Source organism: Mesorhizobium sp. M0768 (genome assembly GCF_040320195.1).
Taxonomy (GTDB): domain Bacteria; phylum Pseudomonadota; class Alphaproteobacteria; order Rhizobiales; family Rhizobiaceae; genus Mesorhizobium.
In genome coordinates this window covers 78,844-97,713 of the sequence record NZ_JAMYPD010000021.1, presented here as the reverse complement: position 1 = coordinate 97,713, position 18,870 = coordinate 78,844, and the positions used below count along the sequence as shown (strand labels likewise).

At 61.7% G+C, this 18,870-nt stretch carries 19 protein-coding genes; 11 read left to right on the top strand and 8 right to left on the bottom strand.

Annotated elements, in window-relative coordinates:
• A complete protein-coding gene (locus NKI08_RS23810) occupies nucleotides 1-1,371 on the bottom strand; it encodes an SLC13 family permease (protein WP_352772581.1) in 1,371 nt (456 codons plus the stop codon).
• Between the two features lie 262 nt (nucleotides 1,372-1,633).
• Here NKI08_RS23810 and NKI08_RS23805 point away from each other — a divergent pair, with 262 nt between their 5' ends.
• The 10 genes from NKI08_RS23805 (at nucleotide 1,634) to NKI08_RS23760 (ending at nucleotide 10,445) form a co-directional block, all read left to right on the top strand.
• Complete coding sequence (locus tag NKI08_RS23805; protein ID WP_352469745.1) at nucleotides 1,634-3,238, top strand: sensor histidine kinase; 1,605 nt, start codon at nucleotides 1,634-1,636, stop codon at nucleotides 3,236-3,238.
• The gene (locus tag NKI08_RS23800; protein ID WP_352450507.1) at nucleotides 3,216-3,896 is read left to right on the top strand and encodes a response regulator transcription factor; all 681 of its coding nucleotides are present in this window, start codon (nucleotides 3,216-3,218) and stop codon (nucleotides 3,894-3,896) included. Before NKI08_RS23805 ends, NKI08_RS23800 begins: the two co-directional genes overlap by 23 nt.
• Nucleotides 3,897-4,317: 421 nt before the next feature.
• The gene (locus NKI08_RS23795) at nucleotides 4,318-4,824 is read left to right on the top strand and encodes a DUF2938 family protein (RefSeq protein ID WP_352541013.1); all 507 of its coding nucleotides are present in this window, start codon (nucleotides 4,318-4,320) and stop codon (nucleotides 4,822-4,824) included.
• Nucleotides 4,825-5,047: 223 nt separating this feature from the next.
• Nucleotides 5,048-5,692, top strand: a complete 645-nt coding sequence (locus NKI08_RS23790) for a 50S ribosomal protein L25/general stress protein Ctc (RefSeq protein ID WP_352469743.1) — start codon at nucleotides 5,048-5,050, stop codon at nucleotides 5,690-5,692.
• Nucleotides 5,693-5,715: 23 nt separating this feature from the next.
• Nucleotides 5,716-6,441 (top strand): aminoacyl-tRNA hydrolase, encoded by a 726-nt coding sequence (gene pth, locus NKI08_RS23785; protein WP_352541012.1) that lies wholly within the window; start codon nucleotides 5,716-5,718, stop codon nucleotides 6,439-6,441.
• Nucleotides 6,442-6,444: 3 nt separating this feature from the next.
• A complete protein-coding gene (locus tag NKI08_RS23780; RefSeq protein WP_352772575.1) occupies nucleotides 6,445-7,008 on the top strand; it encodes a hypothetical protein in 564 nt (187 codons plus the stop codon).
• Between the two features lie 77 nt (nucleotides 7,009-7,085).
• Nucleotides 7,086-8,189, top strand: a complete 1,104-nt coding sequence (gene ychF, locus NKI08_RS23775; RefSeq protein ID WP_352772573.1) for a redox-regulated ATPase YchF — start codon at nucleotides 7,086-7,088, stop codon at nucleotides 8,187-8,189.
• A 218-nt stretch (nucleotides 8,190-8,407) separates the two neighbouring features.
• On the top strand, nucleotides 8,408-9,382 hold the full coding sequence (corA, locus tag NKI08_RS23770) for a magnesium/cobalt transporter CorA (protein WP_352469737.1): 975 nt from the start codon (nucleotides 8,408-8,410) through the stop codon (nucleotides 9,380-9,382).
• 134 nt (nucleotides 9,383-9,516) lie between these two features.
• The gene (locus NKI08_RS23765; protein ID WP_352772569.1) at nucleotides 9,517-9,978 is read left to right on the top strand and encodes a MaoC family dehydratase; all 462 of its coding nucleotides are present in this window, start codon (nucleotides 9,517-9,519) and stop codon (nucleotides 9,976-9,978) included.
• A complete protein-coding gene (locus tag NKI08_RS23760; RefSeq protein ID WP_352772566.1) occupies nucleotides 9,975-10,445 on the top strand; it encodes a MaoC family dehydratase in 471 nt (156 codons plus the stop codon). The genes NKI08_RS23765 and NKI08_RS23760 overlap by 4 nt, the downstream gene beginning before the upstream one ends.
• A 46-nt stretch (nucleotides 10,446-10,491) precedes the next feature.
• Here NKI08_RS23760 and NKI08_RS23755 read toward each other — a convergent pair whose 3' ends face one another.
• The 4 genes from NKI08_RS23755 to petA form a co-directional block, all read right to left on the bottom strand.
• Entirely contained in the window at nucleotides 10,492-11,037 is a 546-nt protein-coding gene (locus tag NKI08_RS23755; protein WP_352469734.1) for an adenine phosphoribosyltransferase, read from the bottom strand.
• Between the two features lie 213 nt (nucleotides 11,038-11,250).
• Nucleotides 11,251-12,123, bottom strand: coding sequence for a cytochrome c1 (locus NKI08_RS23750; protein WP_352772563.1), 873 nt, complete (start codon nucleotides 12,121-12,123; stop codon nucleotides 11,251-11,253).
• An 89-nt stretch (nucleotides 12,124-12,212) separates the two neighbouring features.
• Nucleotides 12,213-13,514: a cytochrome b gene (locus NKI08_RS23745; RefSeq protein WP_352541008.1), complete on the bottom strand. Its 1,302-nt coding sequence runs from the start codon at nucleotides 13,512-13,514 to the stop codon at nucleotides 12,213-12,215.
• Between the two features lie 16 nt (nucleotides 13,515-13,530).
• Nucleotides 13,531-14,091 (bottom strand): ubiquinol-cytochrome c reductase iron-sulfur subunit, encoded by a 561-nt coding sequence (gene petA, locus NKI08_RS23740; protein WP_352469731.1) that lies wholly within the window; start codon nucleotides 14,089-14,091, stop codon nucleotides 13,531-13,533.
• A 281-nt stretch (nucleotides 14,092-14,372) separates the two neighbouring features.
• Here petA and NKI08_RS23735 point away from each other — a divergent pair, with 281 nt between their 5' ends.
• Nucleotides 14,373-14,729 (top strand): cupin domain-containing protein, encoded by a 357-nt coding sequence (locus NKI08_RS23735; protein ID WP_352469828.1) that lies wholly within the window; start codon nucleotides 14,373-14,375, stop codon nucleotides 14,727-14,729.
• Between the two features lie 27 nt (nucleotides 14,730-14,756).
• Here the strand turns inward: NKI08_RS23735 and NKI08_RS23730 are convergent, their stop codons facing one another.
• From NKI08_RS23730 to NKI08_RS23720, 3 genes are read right to left on the bottom strand one after another with little or no spacing between them, the layout of a single operon-like run.
• Nucleotides 14,757-15,071, bottom strand: a complete 315-nt coding sequence (locus NKI08_RS23730) for a DUF6665 family protein (protein WP_352683924.1) — start codon at nucleotides 15,069-15,071, stop codon at nucleotides 14,757-14,759.
• Between the two features lie 22 nt (nucleotides 15,072-15,093).
• Nucleotides 15,094-16,977 (bottom strand): ABC transporter ATP-binding protein, encoded by a 1,884-nt coding sequence (locus NKI08_RS23725; protein WP_352772559.1) that lies wholly within the window; start codon nucleotides 16,975-16,977, stop codon nucleotides 15,094-15,096.
• Nucleotides 16,974-18,863: an ABC transporter ATP-binding protein gene (locus NKI08_RS23720; protein WP_352772556.1), complete on the bottom strand. Its 1,890-nt coding sequence runs from the start codon at nucleotides 18,861-18,863 to the stop codon at nucleotides 16,974-16,976. Before NKI08_RS23720 ends, NKI08_RS23725 begins: the two co-directional genes overlap by 4 nt.
• Nucleotides 18,864-18,870: the final 7 nt, after the last annotated feature.

Below are 18,870 nucleotides of genomic sequence, written 5' to 3'. Positions count from 1 at the left end.
CTACGGCTCTCCAACAAGTTGCAGATGGAGCGTGTTGAGCAGGGCTCCGGTGGCTGGCCACACGGCGACCGCGAACACGACGATGAGGATGAACTGCATCGGCAGCAGGATTGAGCTGAGCAAGGCGAGGTCTTTCGGGCCGTAGCCTTCCTCGTCGACCCCCGCGAAAAGCGCCACCGGTTTCGCGCAGATCGCGAGGGTTTGGCAAAAGCCGGTCGCCGAGACGAGGACAAACATTGCCAGGAGAGGGTCGAGCCGCGCTGTCGATGCGAGCATCAGCGCCGGGGGCAGCAGCACCGAGACACGCGCCGTGCGACTGTGGATCACGAGATGACTGAAAAGCCCAAGCAAGGCTAATAAGGAGATAAGCGCCAACGGGCCCAAGCCGGCGCCGCGCAGCGGATCGACAGTCGTCTCGATCAACCATCGATTGAGGCCTGATGCCGTCAGGCCGTCTGCCAAGCAGATCGTCGCCGCCAGAAACAAGAGCAGCTTCCACTCCGCACTCTTGATTGCATCGCCAAACGCCACGGAGCCTACTCTAGGAAGTGTGGCCAAGAGAGCGCCGCCAAGAGCGACAACGGTGGCATCAAGTCCGTGGACAGGTTCGGTCAGCCACGCGGTGACAACCCCGCCGGCGATCCAGAGTATCGGCTGCCGTGCCAATCCGGCACCGCCACTAGTCACCGTCGTTGGCTGCAAAAGGGTCATCCGCCGTTCGACCGGCGACAGGAAAAGCCGGAGCAGGCATTCGACCGAAAGGAAGGTGCTTACGGCCGCAAACGGCAGGCCGAAAGCGATCCATTCCAGATAGCTTACTTTCACACCCGAGAGGCGGCCGACCATTTCGATCGCCAGCAGATGGGCACCGGCGCCGACGGGCGATGCAATGGCCGAGAGCAGGATAACAGTGGGGAACAGCAGCGCGAAGGCCCTTCGCAACCGGGCGCTTCCACAGCGTCCCGCGATCGCCTGAAAGGCGGGGATCATCAAAGCTGCGCGACCTGAGGTCGACGGAATGACGAAGGCTGTGGCGATCATGACGGCCGTCAAGGAATAGGCGATTGCGCGAACCGATCGCATGCGCCCCGTCACGAGGCCGAGAACGCGATCTGCGACCCCACTCGCCTTGAAGGTGGCCGCCAACATGAAGGAGGCAAGCAATAGCCAGATCAACTCATCGCCGAGCGCATGAAACAGCGCGCCTGGATCACGGTTGACCAGCAGCGCCATTGCCAGCCCGGCGGCGATCGCAACGAAGGTGTCGTCGAACGGCGTCAGGGTCCACCCGATGATCGCGACAAGCAGGATCTCGAGCGCTCGCCGGGCGTCGGACGGGAGCGCGGAGAGGCCGAATTCAATGATGGCCACACACAGGGATACACAGGTTCCGATCAGTGCGGCTCGCCATATCGGCCAGAGCACCGGCGGTGTCCTTTCCCGAAGGGTGGCGTCACTGTCGGTCCGAAAATCTACTTGTGCCAACCGAAACCTCGTCTAGTTCGCCGCCAACGTGGCGATGAGGGCGTCGCACACCCTCCGCTCGAACTTAGGAGGTTCCGATTAGACGCTTGCGAGGGCTCCGGTTAGAATTTGGTGAGAGGCATTATCCGATCGCCGGCAGGATTACCGCATGACCGTTCGAGGCCGCATCTTCCTATTTCAAATCGTCATTCTCGCCCTTGTCGGACTGATTTCAGGACTGGCATTCGCAACACTCCAGCTGACAGAGGAATTCGTCCGCCGAATCGACAGCGTCCACGGGCGGTTCGAGGCGCTCGCCGAACTCAATGGGCAAGCCAACAATTACACCGAGCAACTCGCTGAAGTCTTGCTGCTTGGGCCCGAGCAAATGCCGGATTTCGAAGCGGCACGAGAAGCAGTGAAATCCGGATTCTACAAGCTGGAGGGCGCCACTCGCGAGGAACTCGGTGCTCTCGGATATTGGAGCGATAGACGCCAGGAGGAGGCCGAACTCAGATTCGTCGGTCGCGTCAAGGCGCTGTTTGAGGCGATCGATCGGGCCGCCCAGCGACTGTTCAGCCAGCGAACAAAGGGGGATCCAAAGGGCATCGTAGACGCCTTCCGCAACGATGTGGAGCACCGATTAGAGAACGATCTTGAAGAAATGATTGAAGCCGCTTTGCACGATGAGCGCAGGGAGGTTGGAGAGGAACTCGCCGGCGTCCGTGGCGCACAATGGCGGCTGCTGCTGCTGACCGGCGGCTTCGCTGCGTTGCTCATGCTGGGCAGTCTGGGGTTCGGCCTGGTCCTGCGACGATCAATCGCCACACCTGTGCGTGAACTGAACGAAAGCGCCAAAGCCATCGCTGCAGGCAAGCTCGACCATCGCGTTTCCGCGACCGGACGCGACGAGTTCGCTTCCCTCTCGCGAAGTTTCAACAGCATGGCCGAGGCTCTCGAGATCGAACGTGCTGCTCTGATTTCGGTACAGGACCGCTTGGAGGCGGAGGTTCAGTTGCGCACCCGTGAACTGCGGAAAGCCAATGAGCAACTGAGAGCGATCGATAGCCGACGCACACAATTTTTTGCGGAGGCAAGCCACGAACTCCGCACGCCGTTGACGATTCTCCGCGGAGAGGCCGACGTTGCCCTCCGCGGCCAACCGCGTGTTCGATCTTACCGCGAAGCTCTGAGCCGAATCCGCAATTGCGCTGAAGATATGGCTCGCAACCTGGGGGACCTTCTGGCATTCGCCCGCTCCGAAGCTGAAAATTTCAGGTTCTCCTTGCGCAACATCGATACCGGTGAGGTTGTGAAGGCGGCCGTTCAGGAGGCTTCCGTACTCGCAGGTCCCAAGCAGATATCCGTTGACCTGTCGCTCAACCCAGACCATTGCCTCATTCGGGGTGACGCCCAGCGCCTAAAGCAAGCGCTGCTGATCGGCTTCGACAACGCCATAAAGTACTCAAAGCCGTATCAGACAATAGCAGTCGAGATGGCTGAGCGTCATGGAATGCTTGAGATCGCCATCCGCGACAACGGTTCAGGGATCGATGCCAACGATCTCCCGTTCGTGTTTGACCGATATTATCGCGGGCGTGTCGGCGGGAGGTCCGCAGCCGACGGCCTTGGTGTTGGCCTCGCGATCGCCAAGGAGATTATAGACGGGCACAATGGCACAATCGGCCTTGAAGGAATTGAGCCTTCGGGAACCCTCCTCAGAATCAGACTGCCGCTGGTACATCGCACCCATGATTCGAATCCTGATCGTTGAAGACGACCGGCGTGTCTCCGACTTTCTCCGCCGGGGGTTGGAGGCCGAAGGCTTCCACGTGAGTGTCGCGGAGGACGGTCGCGAGGGACTAGCCATTATTCGTACGGATCCATTCGATCTCGTGATCCTGGACCGTCTGCTTCCCTACCTGGACGGCCTTGAGCTGTGCCGGATCGTGCGATTGGAGCAGTGGCCGGTTCTCATCCTGATGCTGACCGCGAAGGAGACAATTCAGGATCGCGTAGATGGGCTCAAGGGCGGTGCCGACGATTACCTGACGAAACCGTTTGCGTTTGATGAACTGGTGGCCAGGATTGACGCGCTGCGCCGACGCCGTCAGGGTGCAGTGGATCGACAATTGCTTCGAGTGAGCCGCCTCAATCTCGACACGAGCGCTCGTCGTTTTGCGGACGGCGACCGGGAAATCAGCCTTACCCGACGTGAATTCGACCTTCTGCATTTTCTCATGCTCAACGCGGGGAAAGTGGTTAGCCGCGAGCGCATCCTCAACAATGTCTGGTCATACAGCTTCGAACCCGGGACGAAGATCGTGGAGGTATACATTCGCTATCTGCGTGCGAAGCTCGGGCCGGATGCATCGGCCAGCATTCAGACAGTTCGTGGGATCGGCTACATGCTGGTCGAGCGGAAGCCATAGAAGGTAGAGCGAAACTCTTTATCGCACCGTTCTCGCCACTCGCTGGAAACCTCCTCTTTCCGCAACGCCGCTTCCACCGCTTGTTTCCGAATAGGTGTTCATCGGCTCCCTTCCATGCTGCCGGCGCGCGGCGTCCACCCGCCGTGGGCATTGCCCCGCCGCGGTTCCCCTTTCCACCCGCCGCGGTTCCCCTTTCCATTTGTGTTCGGGCTTGGGCGGCGACACCGATTTTGGCGGCCGTTAACCGCTTTCGTAATTCACGGCCTCTACCCCCAGGCCTGCAGCCACCCAGTCGGGGAAGCCGCCTTCGAACCGGCGCGGGGCCCAGCCTCGTGCCCTGAGGATTGCCAAGGCGTCGGGCGAAAGAACGCACTGGACTCCACGACAATAGGCGACAACGGGTGAAACAAGAGATGCCAAAATGTTGGAGTTCGTTGTTCGTGCGGCCGTCGTTGGAATCGGCGCGACAGCCCTGATGGACCTCTGGGGATGGTTTCTGAAGCGAATGTTCGCGATTCCACCGCTTGATTACGCCTGGGTCGGCCGCTGGATCGGGCACTTTCCACATGGACGTTTTGCACATGCGAATATCGCACAAGCTGCCCGCGTTCGCGGCGAAACCGCCATTGGATACCGCCATTGGATGGAGTGCGCATTACGCGACCGGCATCGTATTTGCCGCAGCGCTGATTGGAGTGTGGGGCCTCGACTGGGCACGGCACCCGACAGTGCTTCCGGCCCTGTTGGTCGGCGTCTGCACCATCGTCGCCCGTTCTTCGTGATGCAACCGGCTTTTGGGATCGGCATCGCGGCTTCGAAAGTTCCCAACCCGCGCACTGCGCGCCTGCGCAGCCTTATGGCCCATCTGTCTTTCGGGGTTGGGCTGTACGTTGCAGCATCGCTTTCGGCATTGCTACTTCCGGCCTGATGGGCCGCCCGCTTGCACCTCGCGCCGCCTTCCGCTATAGAGCCGCCACCCGCGTAGACACCCTTGGAGGCAACGCGGCGGAAGGCCGCCTTCCCGCATGATCCCGAAAAGTGGATTCCGGTTTTCGGACCAGGTCATGCGTTAGCTATGTCGGCTTTCGACGTTTACGGCCCCGGCACGTTGCCGGCCGCGAACGCTCCAGAACAACGCGAAAGGAAATGCCATGAGCCACGATACTTACGAGCTCAAGGCCGAAGCGCGCGAACAGGTCGGTAAGGGGTCCGCCCGTGCAGTTCGCCGCAACGGTAAAGTGCCTGCAGTGATTTACGGCGACAAGCAGCCTCCCCTGGCGATTGCGCTGACCTACAAGGACATCTACTACAAGATCCATGGCGGCGGGTTTCTGACCACGGTCGCCACGATCGATGTCGACGGCAACAAGATCCAGGTTCTGCCCAAGGATTTTCAGCTCGACCCGGTCAAGGATTTCCCTGTCCATGTCGATTTCCTGCGCATCGGCAAGGATACCGAAGTCAACGTCGATGTGCCCGTGCACTTCATCAATGAAGACAAGTCGCCCGGCATCAAACGCGGCGGCGTGCTCAACATCGTGCGCCACGAGGTCGAGTTCCACTGCCCTGCCAATGCGATCCCGGATTTCATCACCGTCGATCTCACCGGTACCGATATCGGCGATTCGATCCACATTTCGGCCGTCACCTTGCCGGCCGGCGTCAAGCCGGTGATCTCCGACCGCGACTTCACCATCGCGACCATTGCCGGCTCCTCGGCGATGAAGCCGGAGGCCGCGGAAGAGACGACTGAAGCGGCTGCGCCCGAAGCGGCTCCTGCCGCCGAAGAGAAGTAACCCCTTCCCGCCCGGAGGCGACGATGCTTGTCTTTGCAGGCCTCGGCAATCCGGGCGCGAAATACGCCAACAACCGGCACAATGTCGGCTTCATGGCGGCGGACGCGATCGCCCGCCGCCATTCCTTTTCGCCCTGGTCGAAGAAATTCCAAGGTCTGATTGCCGAAGGCACGCTTGCCGGCGAAAAGGTGATCCTGATCAAGCCGCAGACCTTCATGAACCTGTCCGGCCAGGCGGTCGGCGAAGCCCTGCGCTTCTACAAGCTCGGCCCTTCGGCACTGACCGTCTTCTATGACGAGATCGACCTTGCCGCCGGCAAGGTGCGGGTCAAGGTCGGTGGCGGTTCCGGCGGCCACAACGGCATCCGCTCGCTCGACCAGCACGTCGGCAAGGATTTTCGCCGTGTGCGCATCGGCGTCGGCCACCCCGGCGTCAAGGAAATGGTGCATGGCCATGTGCTCGGCGATTTCGCCAAGGCCGATCGCGAATGGCTGGACGTGCTGCTCGACGCAATCGCCGATGGTGCCGGATTGCTTGCCAAGGGCGACGACAATTCGTTCATGAACCGTGTGACGCTGGCGCTGCGCGACAAGCTCACGCCGACGGACGACGACGATCGCCCGCCGCCCAAGGCGCCAAAGGCGCAAAGCCACGTCCGCCAGGCGCGGCCGCAGCAGCCGGCGGCCAAGCTGCCCGAAACCGGCCCGATGGCGGCCATGCTGAAGAAGCTTTTTGGCGGCAAGGACTGAGCCATGGATCTGGATGACATTCAGGAATTGGTCCGTCTCATCAGACAGAAGTATGTTGATTATTTCGTCACCGCTGCCGGCGAACTTGCACGCAACTGCCAAGGATCGCATGCGACCGAAATCAAGTTTTCGAACGTCGATTCCTTCTATCGAAATTTCATCGCGGTTGATTTCGTCAGTAATGACGGACAGCCAAATCCGCAATTCATCAACAGCGATTCCTATGTGAAATTCTCTCCGGATATTCACGCCGGGATGGGTGGAATGGATGTCCTCATCTCACCTTTCAGGTGGGATGAGATTCATTTTAAATTCCCTATAAATGAGCTCGACGGCGATCTCTTCGACGAATGGTTTCGCGGCTGGTTCGATATCGATGGCGAGCGTGAAACATCGGAGACCGTCGGAAACGTCATTCACAGTGCGCAATTGCTCGACGGGCAACTGACCATCGATTTCGGAACCGCTGAGGTCGACGCGTTCTGGCATCTTCTGCAAATACTGAACAGGTCCGGCGTTCATTCGTTGGCGATAGGCACCGATGACATCGCGCAGCGTCTGAATTGAATTGCGCCTTGACGATCATCGGGGCTTTCGCCCATAGCCCTGATTAAATTTCGATTTCCCGATAGGACCAGACAAAAATGGGTTTCAAATGCGGCATCGTTGGCCTGCCCAATGTCGGCAAGTCGACGCTCTTCAATGCGTTGACCAGGACGGCGGCGGCGCAGGCCGCCAATTATCCGTTCTGCACCATCGAACCGAATACCGGCGAGGTGGCGGTGCCCGACCCGCGCCTGCAGAAGATCGCCGCGATCGGCAAGTCGAAGGAGATTATCCCGACCCGCATCTCGTTCGTCGACATTGCCGGCCTGGTGCGTGGCGCCTCCAAAGGCGAAGGGCTTGGCAACCAATTCCTCGCCAACATCCGTGAGGTCGACGCCATCGTCCATGTGCTGCGCTGCTTCGAGGATGACGACGTCACCCATGTCGAGGGCCGCATCGATCCTGTCGCTGATGCCGAGACCGTCGAAACCGAATTGATGCTTGCCGACCTCGACAGCCTTGAGCGCCGCATCGTGCAGATCCGCAAGCGTGCCGCCGGCAAGGACAAGGAAGCAGCGACCGCACTTCCGATGATGGAAGCGGCGCTTGAACTGCTGCAGGCCGGCAAGCCCGCCCGCATCCTGCTCAACGGCATCTCGGCTGAGGATCTACGCATCCTGCAGGGGCTGAATCTCTTGACCTCACACCCGGTGCTTTACGTCTGCAACGTCGCGGAAGCCGATGCCGCCACCGGCAACGCGCATACCAGGGCGGTCGAGAAGATGGCCGCCGCGCAAGGTGCCCGCGCCGTTGTGATTTCCGCGGCGATCGAGGCCGAGGTCGCCCAGCTCTCGGACGAAGAGGAAATGGAATTCCTGGCAACGCTCGGTCTGGACGAACCCGGCCTGAACAAGGTCATCCGCGCCGGCTACGAGCTGCTCCAGCTCATCACCTACTTTACCGTTGGCCCCAAGGAGACACGCGCCTGGACCGTGCACAAGGGCGCCAAGGCGCCGCAGGCGGCAGGCGTCATCCACACCGATTTCGAGCGCGGCTTCATCCGCGCCCAGACCATCGCCTATGAGGACTTCGTCAGGCTGGGCGGCGAAGTCGCGGCCAAGGAGGCCGGCAAGGCGCGCGACGAAGGCAAGGAGTATGTCGTCCAGGACGGCGACATCATGCTGTTCAAGTTCAACACCTGAGCCGGCGAGGGAGCCCAATGGTCACCATTGCCGTCGCTCGATGACAAACTTCAAAGCAGGGCGTCGCAGTGGCTCTTGCGCTGCTTGACGGGCCATCGTGCGGGGTCTAAGGGGCCTCTGCACCGGCCTCGCGCCTCGCCTGCCCGTGTCCGTGCGATGTGACTGACGCGCCCCCTCCAAACGAACGCTCTTTGGCAACAGCAAGGGAGACCCCGGCGATGATCAAGGCCTTCGTCGTCGACAATGATCGCCTGCGCCTGGTCGACGATCTCGTGCAAAACAGCGACACTGTCGTCTGGGTCGACCTCTTCAACCCGACAAAGGAAGAAGAGACGACAATCGAGACCTGGCTCGGCATCGCCGTTCCGACGCGGGAAGAGATGGAGGAGATCGAGATCTCGAGCCGTCTCTACGTCGAGGACGGCGCCTACTTCATGACCGCCATTCTGCCTGCGCAGACCGAGGTGAACGATCCCTTGATGTCGCCGGTCACCTTCGTGCTCGCCGGAAGCAGGCTGATCACCGTGCGTTACCACGAGCCGAAGGCGTTCAAGACCTTTCCGCTGCGCGCCGAGAAGGTGGCGACCGGCTGCACCAGCGGCGACACCATCCTGATCGGACTGCTGGAGGCGATCGTCGACCGCCTCGCCGACATTCTGGAGCGCGCCGGCCGCGACGTCGAGGCGATCTCGCGCGACATCTTCGAGGCACGCTCGACCAAGGTTTCCAAGCGCAACCGCGACTTCCAGGAGCTGTTGAAAGGCATTGGCCGCAAGGAGGACCTCGCCTCCTCGATCCGCGACAGCCTAATCTCGCTGCAGCGCCTTGCCGGCTTTCTCGCCCATGCCTCCACGCAAAGCAGGATGAGCAAGGATACCCGCGCTCGCATCAAGACCTTGTCGCGCGACGTGCTGTCGCTCGCCGACCACGCCACGTTCCTGTCGCAGAAGATCAGCTTCCTGCTCGACGCGACGCTCGGCATGATCTCGATCGAGCAGAACGCCATCATCAAGATCTTCTCCGTCGCCGCTGTCATCTTCCTGCCGCCGACGCTTGTCGCTTCGATCTACGGCATGAATTTCGACATCATCCCTGAGCTCAAATGGCACTTTGGCTATCCCTTCGCCATCGGCATGATGGTGCTTTCGGCAATCCTGCCCTTCTGGTATTTCCGCCGCCGCGGCTGGCTATAGGGTCGTCAATACCGCGCTGCGGCTTGGGCGCAGCGGGCTGGCGCAATAGAAATTGCTTGACCAAATGCCGCCCTGCCTGCATCCGGGACCCGGACCCGTAGCGATCGTACAATCCTGAACAGGATTTCCAAACCATGACCGCAAAGACCTGGGCTTATGAGGATTTTGTCGAGGGCGCTTCGCTCGACCTGGGCACCAAGTTGGTAAGCGCCGCCGAAATCATAGAATTCGCCAACGAGTTCGATGCCCAGCCGATGCATCTCGACGAGGCCGCGGGCAAGGCCAGCATCCTCGGCGGGCTGGCGGCTTCAGGCTGGCACACCTGCGCCATGTTCATGCGCATGCTGTGCGATGCCTTCCTGCTCGACTCAACCTCCCAAGGCGCGCCGGGCGTCGACCAGGTCAAATGGAAACGGCCGGTCCTGGCCGGCGACCTGTTGACCGGCAGCACCACCGTCCTTGCCAAGCGACTGTCCAGATCGAAACCCCGCCTTGGCCTGGTGACCATGCGCAGCGAGTTGTTCAACCAGCGCGGCGAAGGTGTTTTCGAGCTCGAAAACACCGTCATGTTCCTCGCCCGCGAGGGCAGTGCGTGAGCCTCGACGAATTCTTCTGCATCGGTATCACCGTCACGCTCGGTTCACATCGATTCGAACCGGAGGCGGTCAAGGCGTTCGCCCGCAAATACGACCCGCAGATATTCCATATCGACGAAGAGGCGGCGAGGAACAGCATATTCGGCGGGCTCTGCGCCTCGGGCTGGCACACCGCCGCCACCTGGATGAAATTGAACCTCCAGGCTGGCATAGAGGCAGAGGTCGCCCGCTGGCCCGGTCCCGGGCCGGTGCCGGAATTCGGTCCCTCGCCCGGCTTCAAGAACCTCAAATGGCCCAAACCTGTCTATGCCGGGGAAACCGTGACTTTCACCCGCACCGCGCTGGCCCATCGCCCCATCGCCTCGCGACCGGGCTGGCGGCTGCTGACGCTCCGCTCGGAGGCCTTCGATTCGACCGGCGACAAGGTCATCGAATTCGAAAGTGCCGTGCTGGTGAAGGTGGAGTGAGCGGAGTTCTTCCCTACTCCACAAGAAGGGGAAAAGGAAGAAACGCTCAATGCCCCTCAAACCCGATCAGCGTCCTCACCGGTACGCCGAGCGCCTCTAACCTCTCGCGGCCGCCAAGGTCCGGCAGGTCGATGACGAAGCAGGCGGCGAGGATGTCGGCGCCGATCTGCCGCAATAGCTTGACGGCCGCCTCGGCCGTGCCGCCGGTGGCGATCAAATCGTCGACGAGGATTACCTTCTCGCCTGGAGAAACACCGTCTTTGTGCATCTCCATCTCGTCCAGCCCGTATTCCAGGCTGTAGGCGACGCGCACCGTCTCGGAAGGCAACTTGCCCTTCTTGCGGATCGGCACGAAGCCGGCCGAGAGCTGGTGGGCGATGGCGCCGCCGAGGATGAAGCCGCGCGCCTCGATGCCGGCGATCTTGTCGATCTTGAGGCCGGCATAGGGATGCACCAGTTCGTCGATGGCGCGGCGGAAGGCCCGCGCATTGCCGAGCAGCGTGGTGATGTCGCGAAACAGGATGCCCGGCTTGGGATAATCCGGAATGGTGCGGATCGCGGCAAGCAGCGTCTCTTCGAGCGAGGATTTCATCAAGCGGCTCTCCGGGCCTTTCAGATTCGGCTGAAGACGTGAAGGGAATGGGCCAATCGTAACCCGGTGCAGCTAAGTCCGGCTACCGCCATGTGACGCCTGACGGAAAATTGTCCGGCAAAGGGGCCACTCTGCGCCGGCAGCGATGAATCGACATGCCTGCAATGAGAAGGGCGTCTTTCGACGCCCTCGCATTCTCGTAGATCGCAGGGCTCAGTGCGCCACGCCGGCCCACACCTTGCGTTTGGTCAGGTAGACCAGTGCGCCGAACAGCAGCAGGAAGACCAGTACGCGAAAGCCGGTCTTCTTGCGGTCCTCGAGGTGTGGCTCGGCCGCCCACATCAGGAAGGCGGACACGTCACGCGAATACTGGTCGACCGTCTGCGGCGCGCCGTCATCATAGGTTACCTGGCCGTCAGAGAGCGGCTTCGGCATCTTCAGCGACACGCCGGACAGGAAGTACGGATTGTAGTACGTGCCTTCTGGTATGACCATGCCCGCCGGCGGCTGCTGATCGTAGCCGGTCAGCAGCGAGTGGATGTAGTCGGGGCCGCCCTGGGCATACTGGGTAAAGATATCGAAGACGAAGCGCGGGAAGCCGCGTTCGACCCCGCGCGCCTTTGCCAGCAGCGACATGTCGGGCGGTGCTGCGCCGCCATTTGCCGCCGCCGCCGCCTCCACATTGGGGAACGGCGCCGGGAAATGGTCGGACGGCTTGCCGGGACGATCGAACATGTCGCCGGCATCGTTCGGTCCGTCATGGATCGTATATTCGGCCGCCAGCGTCTTGATCTGCGCATCCGAATAGCCAAGGCCCTCCAGTGTACGGAACGCCACCAAATTCATCGAATGGCAGGCCGAGCAGACTTCCTTGTAGACCTTCAGCCCGCGCTGCAGCTGGGCCTTGTCGTAGGTGCCGAATGGCCCGGCGAAGCTCCAATCCATTTCCTCCGGTTCGTGTATCGGGAAATGCGTCGGCGCCGCCTCATTGTGCGCCTCTTCCTGGGCGCTGGCTCCAGTGCTTGCGGCACCCATGCCCGCGGCCAAAAGGCCAAGCAGCGCCAGCGAGGAGAGAATCTTCTTCATGCCAAATCCCCTTGAGATTCTCTGACGCGCCGTCACCGTCTCGAGCATGACCTTGTCCGAGTACCGGTTTCCACTTTTCGGAATCATGCTCAGCCCTTGGTTTCCGGCGCGGTCGTGGCGCCGGCAGGATGTCCACCGCCGCCCTTGTTCTTCTCGAGCACCGCCTCGGTGATCGAGTTCGGCAGCCGCCGCGGCTTTTCGATCAGCCCGAGCACCGGCAGCGCTACCAGGAAAAAGGCGAAGTAGAACAGCGTCGCCATCTGCGCCATGAATACATAGCTGCCCTCGGCCGGCTGCGAGCCCAGCCAGCCGAGCAGGATGGCGTCGGCCACGAACAGCCAGAAGAACAGCTTGTACCAGGGCCGGTAGACTGCCGAGCGCACCTTCGAGGTGTCGAGCCACGGCACTAGGAACAGCATGACAATCGCGCCGAACATGCAGAGCACGCCGCCGAGCTTGGAGTTGATGGGCCCGATATTGAAGGTGATAGCGCGCAGGATCGCGTAGAACGGCAGGAAGTACCATTCCGGCACAATATGGGCTGGCGTCTTCAGGGGGTTGGCAACGGTGTAATTGTCCGGATGACCGAGATAGTTCGGCAGATAAAAGACGAAATAGGCGAAGACGAACAGGAACACGATCATGCCGAACCCGTCCTTTATGGTCGCGTAAGGCGTGAAGGCGAGCGTGTCGGTCTTCGATTTGACCTCTATGCCGGTCGGATTGTTCTGGCCGACGACGTGAAGCGCCCAGATGTGCAGCACGACAACGCCGGCGATCATGAACGGCAGCAGGTAATGCAGCGCAAAGAAGCGGTTCAGCGTCGGATTGTCGACCGCGAAGCCGCCGAGCAAAAGCTGCTGGATCCAGTCGCCGACCAACGGGATGGCGGTGAAGAAGCCGGTGATGACAGTAGCGCCCCAGAAGCTCATCTGGCCCCAGGGCAGCACGTAGCCCATGAACCCGGTCGCCATCATCAAGAGGTAGATGATGCAGCCGAGTATCCACAGCAACTCGCGCGGTGCCTTGTAGGAGCCGTAGTAGAGCCCGCGGAAGATATGGATGTAGACGGCGACGAAGAAGAACGACGCGCCGTTCGAATGCAGGTAGCGCAGCAGCCAGCCCGAATTCACGTCGCGCATGATCTTCTCGACCGAATCGAAGGCGAGAGTGCTGTCGGCCGCATAGTGCATGGCCAGCACGATACCGGTCAGGATCTGCGCCGCCAGCATGAGCGCAAGGATGCCGCCGAAGGTCCAGGCATAGTTCAGGTTGCGCGGCACCGGATAGGCGATGAAGCTGTCATAGACCAGCCGCGGCAGCGGCATGCGCGAATCGAACCAGCGTCCGATGCCGGTCTTGGGCGTATAGGTCGAGTGTCCCTCGCTCATCGAAATATCCCTTGCCTCAGCCGATACGGATCTTGGTGTCGGAAACGAATTGAAACACCGGCACCGCCATGTTCTCGGGCGCCGGTCCCTTCCGGATGCGGCCGGCCGTATCGTATTGCGAACCGTGGCATGGGCAGAACCAGCCGCCGAAATCGCCTTCCTGGCCGAGCGGGATGCAGCCAAGATGGGTGCAGACCTGGACCATCACCATCCAGGCTTCCTTGCCCGGCGTGGTCCGGTTGGCGTCGGTTGCCGGCGCGTCGGCCGGCAGGTTGGCGTTGCGGGCAATTGGATCCTTGAGTTCGGCGAGATTGACCGCCTCGGCGTCCCTCATCTCTTTTTCGGTGCGGTTGCGCACGACAACCGGCTTGCCGCGCCACTTCACGACGAGCGACATTCCCGGCGTCAGCGAGGAGACGTCGACCTCGACCGAGGCGAGCGCCAGCGTCGAGGCATCCGGTCGCATCTGGTCGATGAATGGCCAGGCAACGGCGCCCGCGCCGACCACTGCGGCCATGCCGGTGGCGACGTAGAGAAAATCACGACGGTTGGGATCCTGGGTGTCGGTTGCGCTCACGGGTGCCTGATCCTTTCGCCTCTTCCGTGCCGGCGGCCGAGCCTTGTTCCCCGCTCAATCGCGCCGGCCCGACAGCGCATGGCGAACAGGCTAGCGAATTCCTCCGGCATTTGGGACTTGGGTTTATGCGTGAAGCCTGTTTTTGTCCAGACGGGTGAAGGCACAAGGGCAGATTGTCGCGGGGGCGTAATTCGCACGGCGGAACGATTGGAAAACAGCAGCAAAACCAAATGGCTGCGTTCGCCTCGACATCTGGCGCTCGCCCGGTTTATCCTCGGCCTATGGCGCATGTCATAGACCGCGGCAAATGGGCCGAAGCGCCCGACCGCTGGCCCGACCACTGGCAGGGCGAGCTGCAAGGCGGAGCTTACGGCTCCCGCAGCTGCCTGATCTTCAACTACCTGCCTGACATCGGCGGCGGCCCCAGGCTGCACAGCCATCCCTATTGCGAGATTTTTATCATCCGGACCGGCACCGGCCTGTTCACCATCGGCGACCGGCAGATCGAGGCCACCGCCGGCCAGATCCTGGTCGTACCGCCGAACACGCCGCACAAATTCACCAATCTCGGGCCAGGCCCGCTGGAAACCACCGACATACACGAGAACGGCAGCTTCATCACCGAGTGGCTGGAATAACGCTTCCCAAACCAGTTCCGGTTCGGATCATGCGCTGGCGCCGAGCCTGGCCAGCACGGCCTTGGGAATGTTGTATTCCCGGATCACCGCGTCGTGCTTGCGCAGGCCGCAGAGTTCGCGCTGGATGAAATACCCGTGCACCGCTTCGGCTGCATCCCTGAGCAGCCGGGCGCGGTCGACATCGTCGCAATTCTCGCGCAGCCTCGTCAATGTTTCCTCGACGCGCCGGCCGGCGCGGCCGAGCGCGGCCGCCTTCTCGCCGAGGATTTCATGGCCAAGCAGGTCCAACGCGCTCTCCTGCGCGCCGGACCGTCCGAAATTCGATGGCATTCTCACCATCATGGTCTACTCCGGTCTTTAGAAACTACTCCGCCGGCCGGGTCTCGGCCAGCGCGCTCTCCTCGTTGAACAGGAAACCGCCGGACTGCCGCTTCCACAGCCTGGCATAGAGCCCGTCGAGCCCGACCAGCCCGTCATGCGTGCCTTGCTCGACGATGCGGCCCTCGTCGAGCACCACCAGCCGGTCGAGTGCCGCAATGGTCGACAGCCGATGCGCGATGGCGATGACCGTCTTGCCTTCCATCAGCCTTGCCAGATTTTCCTGGATCGCCGCCTCGATGTCGGAATCGAGCGCCGAGGTCGCCTCATCGAGCACCAGTATCGGTGCATCCTTGAGGAAGACGCGGGCGATCGCCACGCGCTGGCGCTGGCCGCCGGAGAGCTTGACGCCGCGCTCGCCGACATAGGCCTCGTAGCCGATACGATCGCGATTGTCGCGCAGACCGAGGATGAACTCGTGCGCCTCGGCCTTCTTCGCTGCCGCGACCACCTCGGCGTCGGTCGCTTCCGGCATGCCGAGCTTGATGTTGTCGCGCAGCGAGCGGTGGAAAAGTGCCGTATCCTGGCTGACGACGCCGATATTGGCGCGCAGCGAATTCTGCGTGACCCTGGAGACGTCCTGCCCGTCAATGGTGATCTTGCCGCTCTCGAGGTCGTAGAGGCGCAGGATCAGATTGACCAAGGTCGTCTTGCCGGCGCCGGACGGGCCGACCAGGCCGACCTTTTCGCCCGGCCGCACGACGAGGTCGATGCCGTTGAGCACGCCGGACCCCTTGCCGTAGTGGAACTCGACATTGTTGACGTTGATACGCCCGCCGCCGACGACAAGCTCTTTCGCGTCCGGCGCATCGGTCAGGCCGAGCGGCTGTGAGATCAGCGCCTTGGAATTCTCCAGCACGCCGAGGTTCCGCAAGATGCCGTTGAGCTGCATCATCAGCCGGCCGAGCAGCATGTTCAGCCGCAGCACCAAAGACAGCGTGAAAGCCACGGCGCCGACTGTGATCGCACCCTCGACCCAGAGATAAACGGCAAAGCAGGCGATCGCCGTGATCATAATGCCCGACAGCATCGTCAGCGCCATGCGCACGCCGGTCAGCCTGCGGGTGAACGGGCGCAGCGCGTCGAGATAGATGTCGAAGCCGTTCCTGATGTAGCGGTCGTCGCCATCGGCCGAGAACAGTTTCAACGTCTGCACGTTCGAATAGGAATCGACAAGGCGGCCGGTGATCATCGAGCCGGCTTCGGCGGTGGCTTCGGCATGTTTGCGGATTGCCGGCAAATAGCGCCTGGCCAGAAAGCCGAAGGCGGTAATCCAGATCACCACCAGCACCGCCAGCCGGAGATCGAGCCCGGCGACCAGCGCCAGCGTCGTCACCGTATAGACGACCATGAACCAGACCACCTCGATGAAGCTTTCCATCAGATCGCCGGTCGCCTGTCCCGCCTGCCAGACCTTGGTCGCGATACGCCCGGCAAAGTCGTTCTGGAAGAAGGCGTAGGATTGGCGCGAGACATGGCGATGCGCCTGCCAGCGCACCAGATTATAGAAACCCGGCGTGATCGTCTGCTCGTCGACCAGCGCCGACAGGCCGACGACAATGGTGCGGATGACCAGCACCACCGCGATCATGAAGACAAGTTCCGGGCCGGCGGCAGTCCACAGAGCGTGCCAGCTGCGTTCACCGGGAAGCTGGTCGAGGATGTCGACCAGCCGCCCGACGAAATAGAACAGTCCGGCTTCGACCAGCGGCGCGATGCCGCCGATCACCAGCATGGCGAAGAAGGCGATCTTCGCCTGCCCGACATAATGCCAGAGGAAACCCCTGACGCCGGCAGGTGGCCGAAGGTCCGCAGGCTCGCGGAATGGATAGACCCAGTTCTCGAACCAGCGGTAGATGGCAGTCATCATTCGGCGGCTTCACCCTTGGCGATTGCATCGTTGGCGGCTGCATCGTTGGCGGAGGGGCCGTCGTCGAGCAGGAAGCCGCCCGACTGGTGCTGCCAGAGCTGGGCGTAGAGCCCGCCGCTGGCAACCAGTTCCTCATGCGAACCTTCCTCGATGACGCGGCCCTTGTCCATGACGACGAGCCGGTCCATGGCGGCGATCGTCGACAGCCGGTGCGCAATGGCGATGACGGTCTTGCCTTGCATCAGTCTGTAGAGGTTCTCCTGGATGGCCGCCTCGGCCTCGGAATCGAGGGCGGAGGTCGCTTCGTCGAGGATAAGGATTGGTGCGTCCTTCAGCATGACACGGGCTATGGCGATGCGTTGCCGCTGGCCGCCGGACAATTTGACGCCGCGATCACCGACATGCGCGTCGAAACCCTTTCGACCGTTAGAATCCGACAATCCGGCGATGAAATCCAGCGCCTCGGCGCGCCGCGCCGCCTCGATCAGCATCTGGTCACTGGCGTCCGGCCGGCCATAGAGGATATTCTCGCGCACCGAGCGATGCAGCAGCGAGGTATCCTGCGTGACCATGCCGATCTGGGCGCGCAGCGAGTCCTGCGTCACCGCCGCAATGTCCTGGCCGTCGATCAGGACCTTGCCGCTTTCGAGGTCATAGAAGCGCAACAGAAGATTGACCAGCGTCGACTTGCCGGCACCCGAACGGCCAACGATGCCGACCTTCTCGCCCGGCTTCACCGTCAGCGACAGGCTTTCGATCACGCCCTTCTGCTTGCCATAATGGAAGCGGATGTCCTCAAAACGGATCTCCCCCTTGGTCACGGCAATATCCTTGGCGCCAGGCCGGTCTTCGACGAGGCGCGGCAGCGAGATCGAGGCGATGCCGTCCTGCACCGTGCCGATATTCTCGAACAGCGTGGACATCTCCCACATGATCCATTGCGACATGCCCCAGAGCCGAAGCACGAGGCCGATGACCAGGGCGACGGCGCCGATCGTCACGGCTTGGCCGAGCCACAGCCATAGCGAGATTGCGGTGACCGAAAACAACAGCAGCGAATTCAGGACGTAGAGCAGGCCGTAGAGCTGTGTCACCAGCCGCATCGACCGGTAGACTGTATCGAGAAAGCCGGCCATACCGTCTTTGGCGAAGGATGCCTCGCGCCGCGCATGCGAGAACAGCTTGACCGTCTGGATGTTGGAGTAGCTGTCGACGACACGGCCGGTCATGGTTGAGCGCGCATTGGCCTGCTCCTCGCCGACCTTGCCCAGCCGCGGGATGAAATAGCGCAACAGCAGGACATATCCGGCAAGCCAGACGGCAAGCGGCGCAGCCAGCCGCCAGTCTGCCGAGCCGACAATGAACAGCATGCCGAGAAAATAGACGACGATATAGTTGAGCACATCGATGAGCTTGATGACGCACTCGCGCACCGCGAGCGCGGTCTGCATCAGCTTGGTCGCGATGCGCCCGGCAAACTCGTCCTGATAGAAGCTCATCGACTGCTTGAGCAGGTATCGATGCACCTGCCAGCGGATACGCATCGGATAATTACCCATCAGCGTCTGCTGGTTGAGCAGCGAATGGAACCAGACCGTCGCCGGCAGCGCGAAAACCACGATGAAGGCCATGCCGACCAGCTTCAAGCCTTCGGTCTGCAGGAACGTCTCGCGATTCTGTCCGGACAGCCAGTCGACGATCCGGCCCATGAAGCCGAACATCCACACCTCGGCAAGGGCGATGGCCGTCACCAGTACCGCATCGAGAGCGATGTAGGGCCACGCGCCGCGCGTATAATGCACGCAGAAGGCGATCAGTGTCCGCGGCGGCTCGACCGGCTCCTTGGCAGGGAACGGATCGAGCCTTTTTTCAAACCAGCTAAACATAGAGATG

What these genes read in the sequence shown, in the direction of transcription:
- NKI08_RS23805 (WP_352469745.1), top strand. Translation starts at nt 1,634, where the DNA reads ATGACCGTTCGAGGCCGCATCTTCCTATTTCAAATCGTCATTCTCGCC.
- NKI08_RS23800 (WP_352450507.1), top strand. Translation starts at nt 3,216, where the DNA reads ATGATTCGAATCCTGATCGTTGAAGACGACCGGCGTGTCTCCGACTTT.
- NKI08_RS23795 (WP_352541013.1), top strand. Translation starts at nt 4,318, where the DNA reads ATGTTGGAGTTCGTTGTTCGTGCGGCCGTCGTTGGAATCGGCGCGACA.
- NKI08_RS23790 (WP_352469743.1), top strand. Translation starts at nt 5,048, where the DNA reads ATGAGCCACGATACTTACGAGCTCAAGGCCGAAGCGCGCGAACAGGTC.
- pth (WP_352541012.1), top strand. Translation starts at nt 5,716, where the DNA reads ATGCTTGTCTTTGCAGGCCTCGGCAATCCGGGCGCGAAATACGCCAAC.
- NKI08_RS23780 (WP_352772575.1), top strand. Translation starts at nt 6,445, where the DNA reads ATGGATCTGGATGACATTCAGGAATTGGTCCGTCTCATCAGACAGAAG.
- ychF (WP_352772573.1), top strand. Translation starts at nt 7,086, where the DNA reads ATGGGTTTCAAATGCGGCATCGTTGGCCTGCCCAATGTCGGCAAGTCG.
- corA (WP_352469737.1), top strand. Translation starts at nt 8,408, where the DNA reads ATGATCAAGGCCTTCGTCGTCGACAATGATCGCCTGCGCCTGGTCGAC.
- NKI08_RS23765 (WP_352772569.1), top strand. Translation starts at nt 9,517, where the DNA reads ATGACCGCAAAGACCTGGGCTTATGAGGATTTTGTCGAGGGCGCTTCG.
- NKI08_RS23755 (WP_352469734.1), bottom strand. Translation starts at nt 11,037, where the DNA reads ATGAAATCCTCGCTCGAAGAGACGCTGCTTGCCGCGATCCGCACCATT.
- NKI08_RS23750 (WP_352772563.1), bottom strand. Translation starts at nt 12,123, where the DNA reads ATGAAGAAGATTCTCTCCTCGCTGGCGCTGCTTGGCCTTTTGGCCGCG.
- NKI08_RS23745 (WP_352541008.1), bottom strand. Translation starts at nt 13,514, where the DNA reads ATGAGCGAGGGACACTCGACCTATACGCCCAAGACCGGCATCGGACGC.
- NKI08_RS23735 (WP_352469828.1), top strand. Translation starts at nt 14,373, where the DNA reads ATGGCGCATGTCATAGACCGCGGCAAATGGGCCGAAGCGCCCGACCGC.
- NKI08_RS23730 (WP_352683924.1), bottom strand. Translation starts at nt 15,071, where the DNA reads ATGATGGTGAGAATGCCATCGAATTTCGGACGGTCCGGCGCGCAGGAG.
- NKI08_RS23725 (WP_352772559.1), bottom strand. Translation starts at nt 16,977, where the DNA reads ATGATGACTGCCATCTACCGCTGGTTCGAGAACTGGGTCTATCCATTC.
- NKI08_RS23720 (WP_352772556.1), bottom strand. Translation starts at nt 18,863, where the DNA reads ATGTTTAGCTGGTTTGAAAAAAGGCTCGATCCGTTCCCTGCCAAGGAG.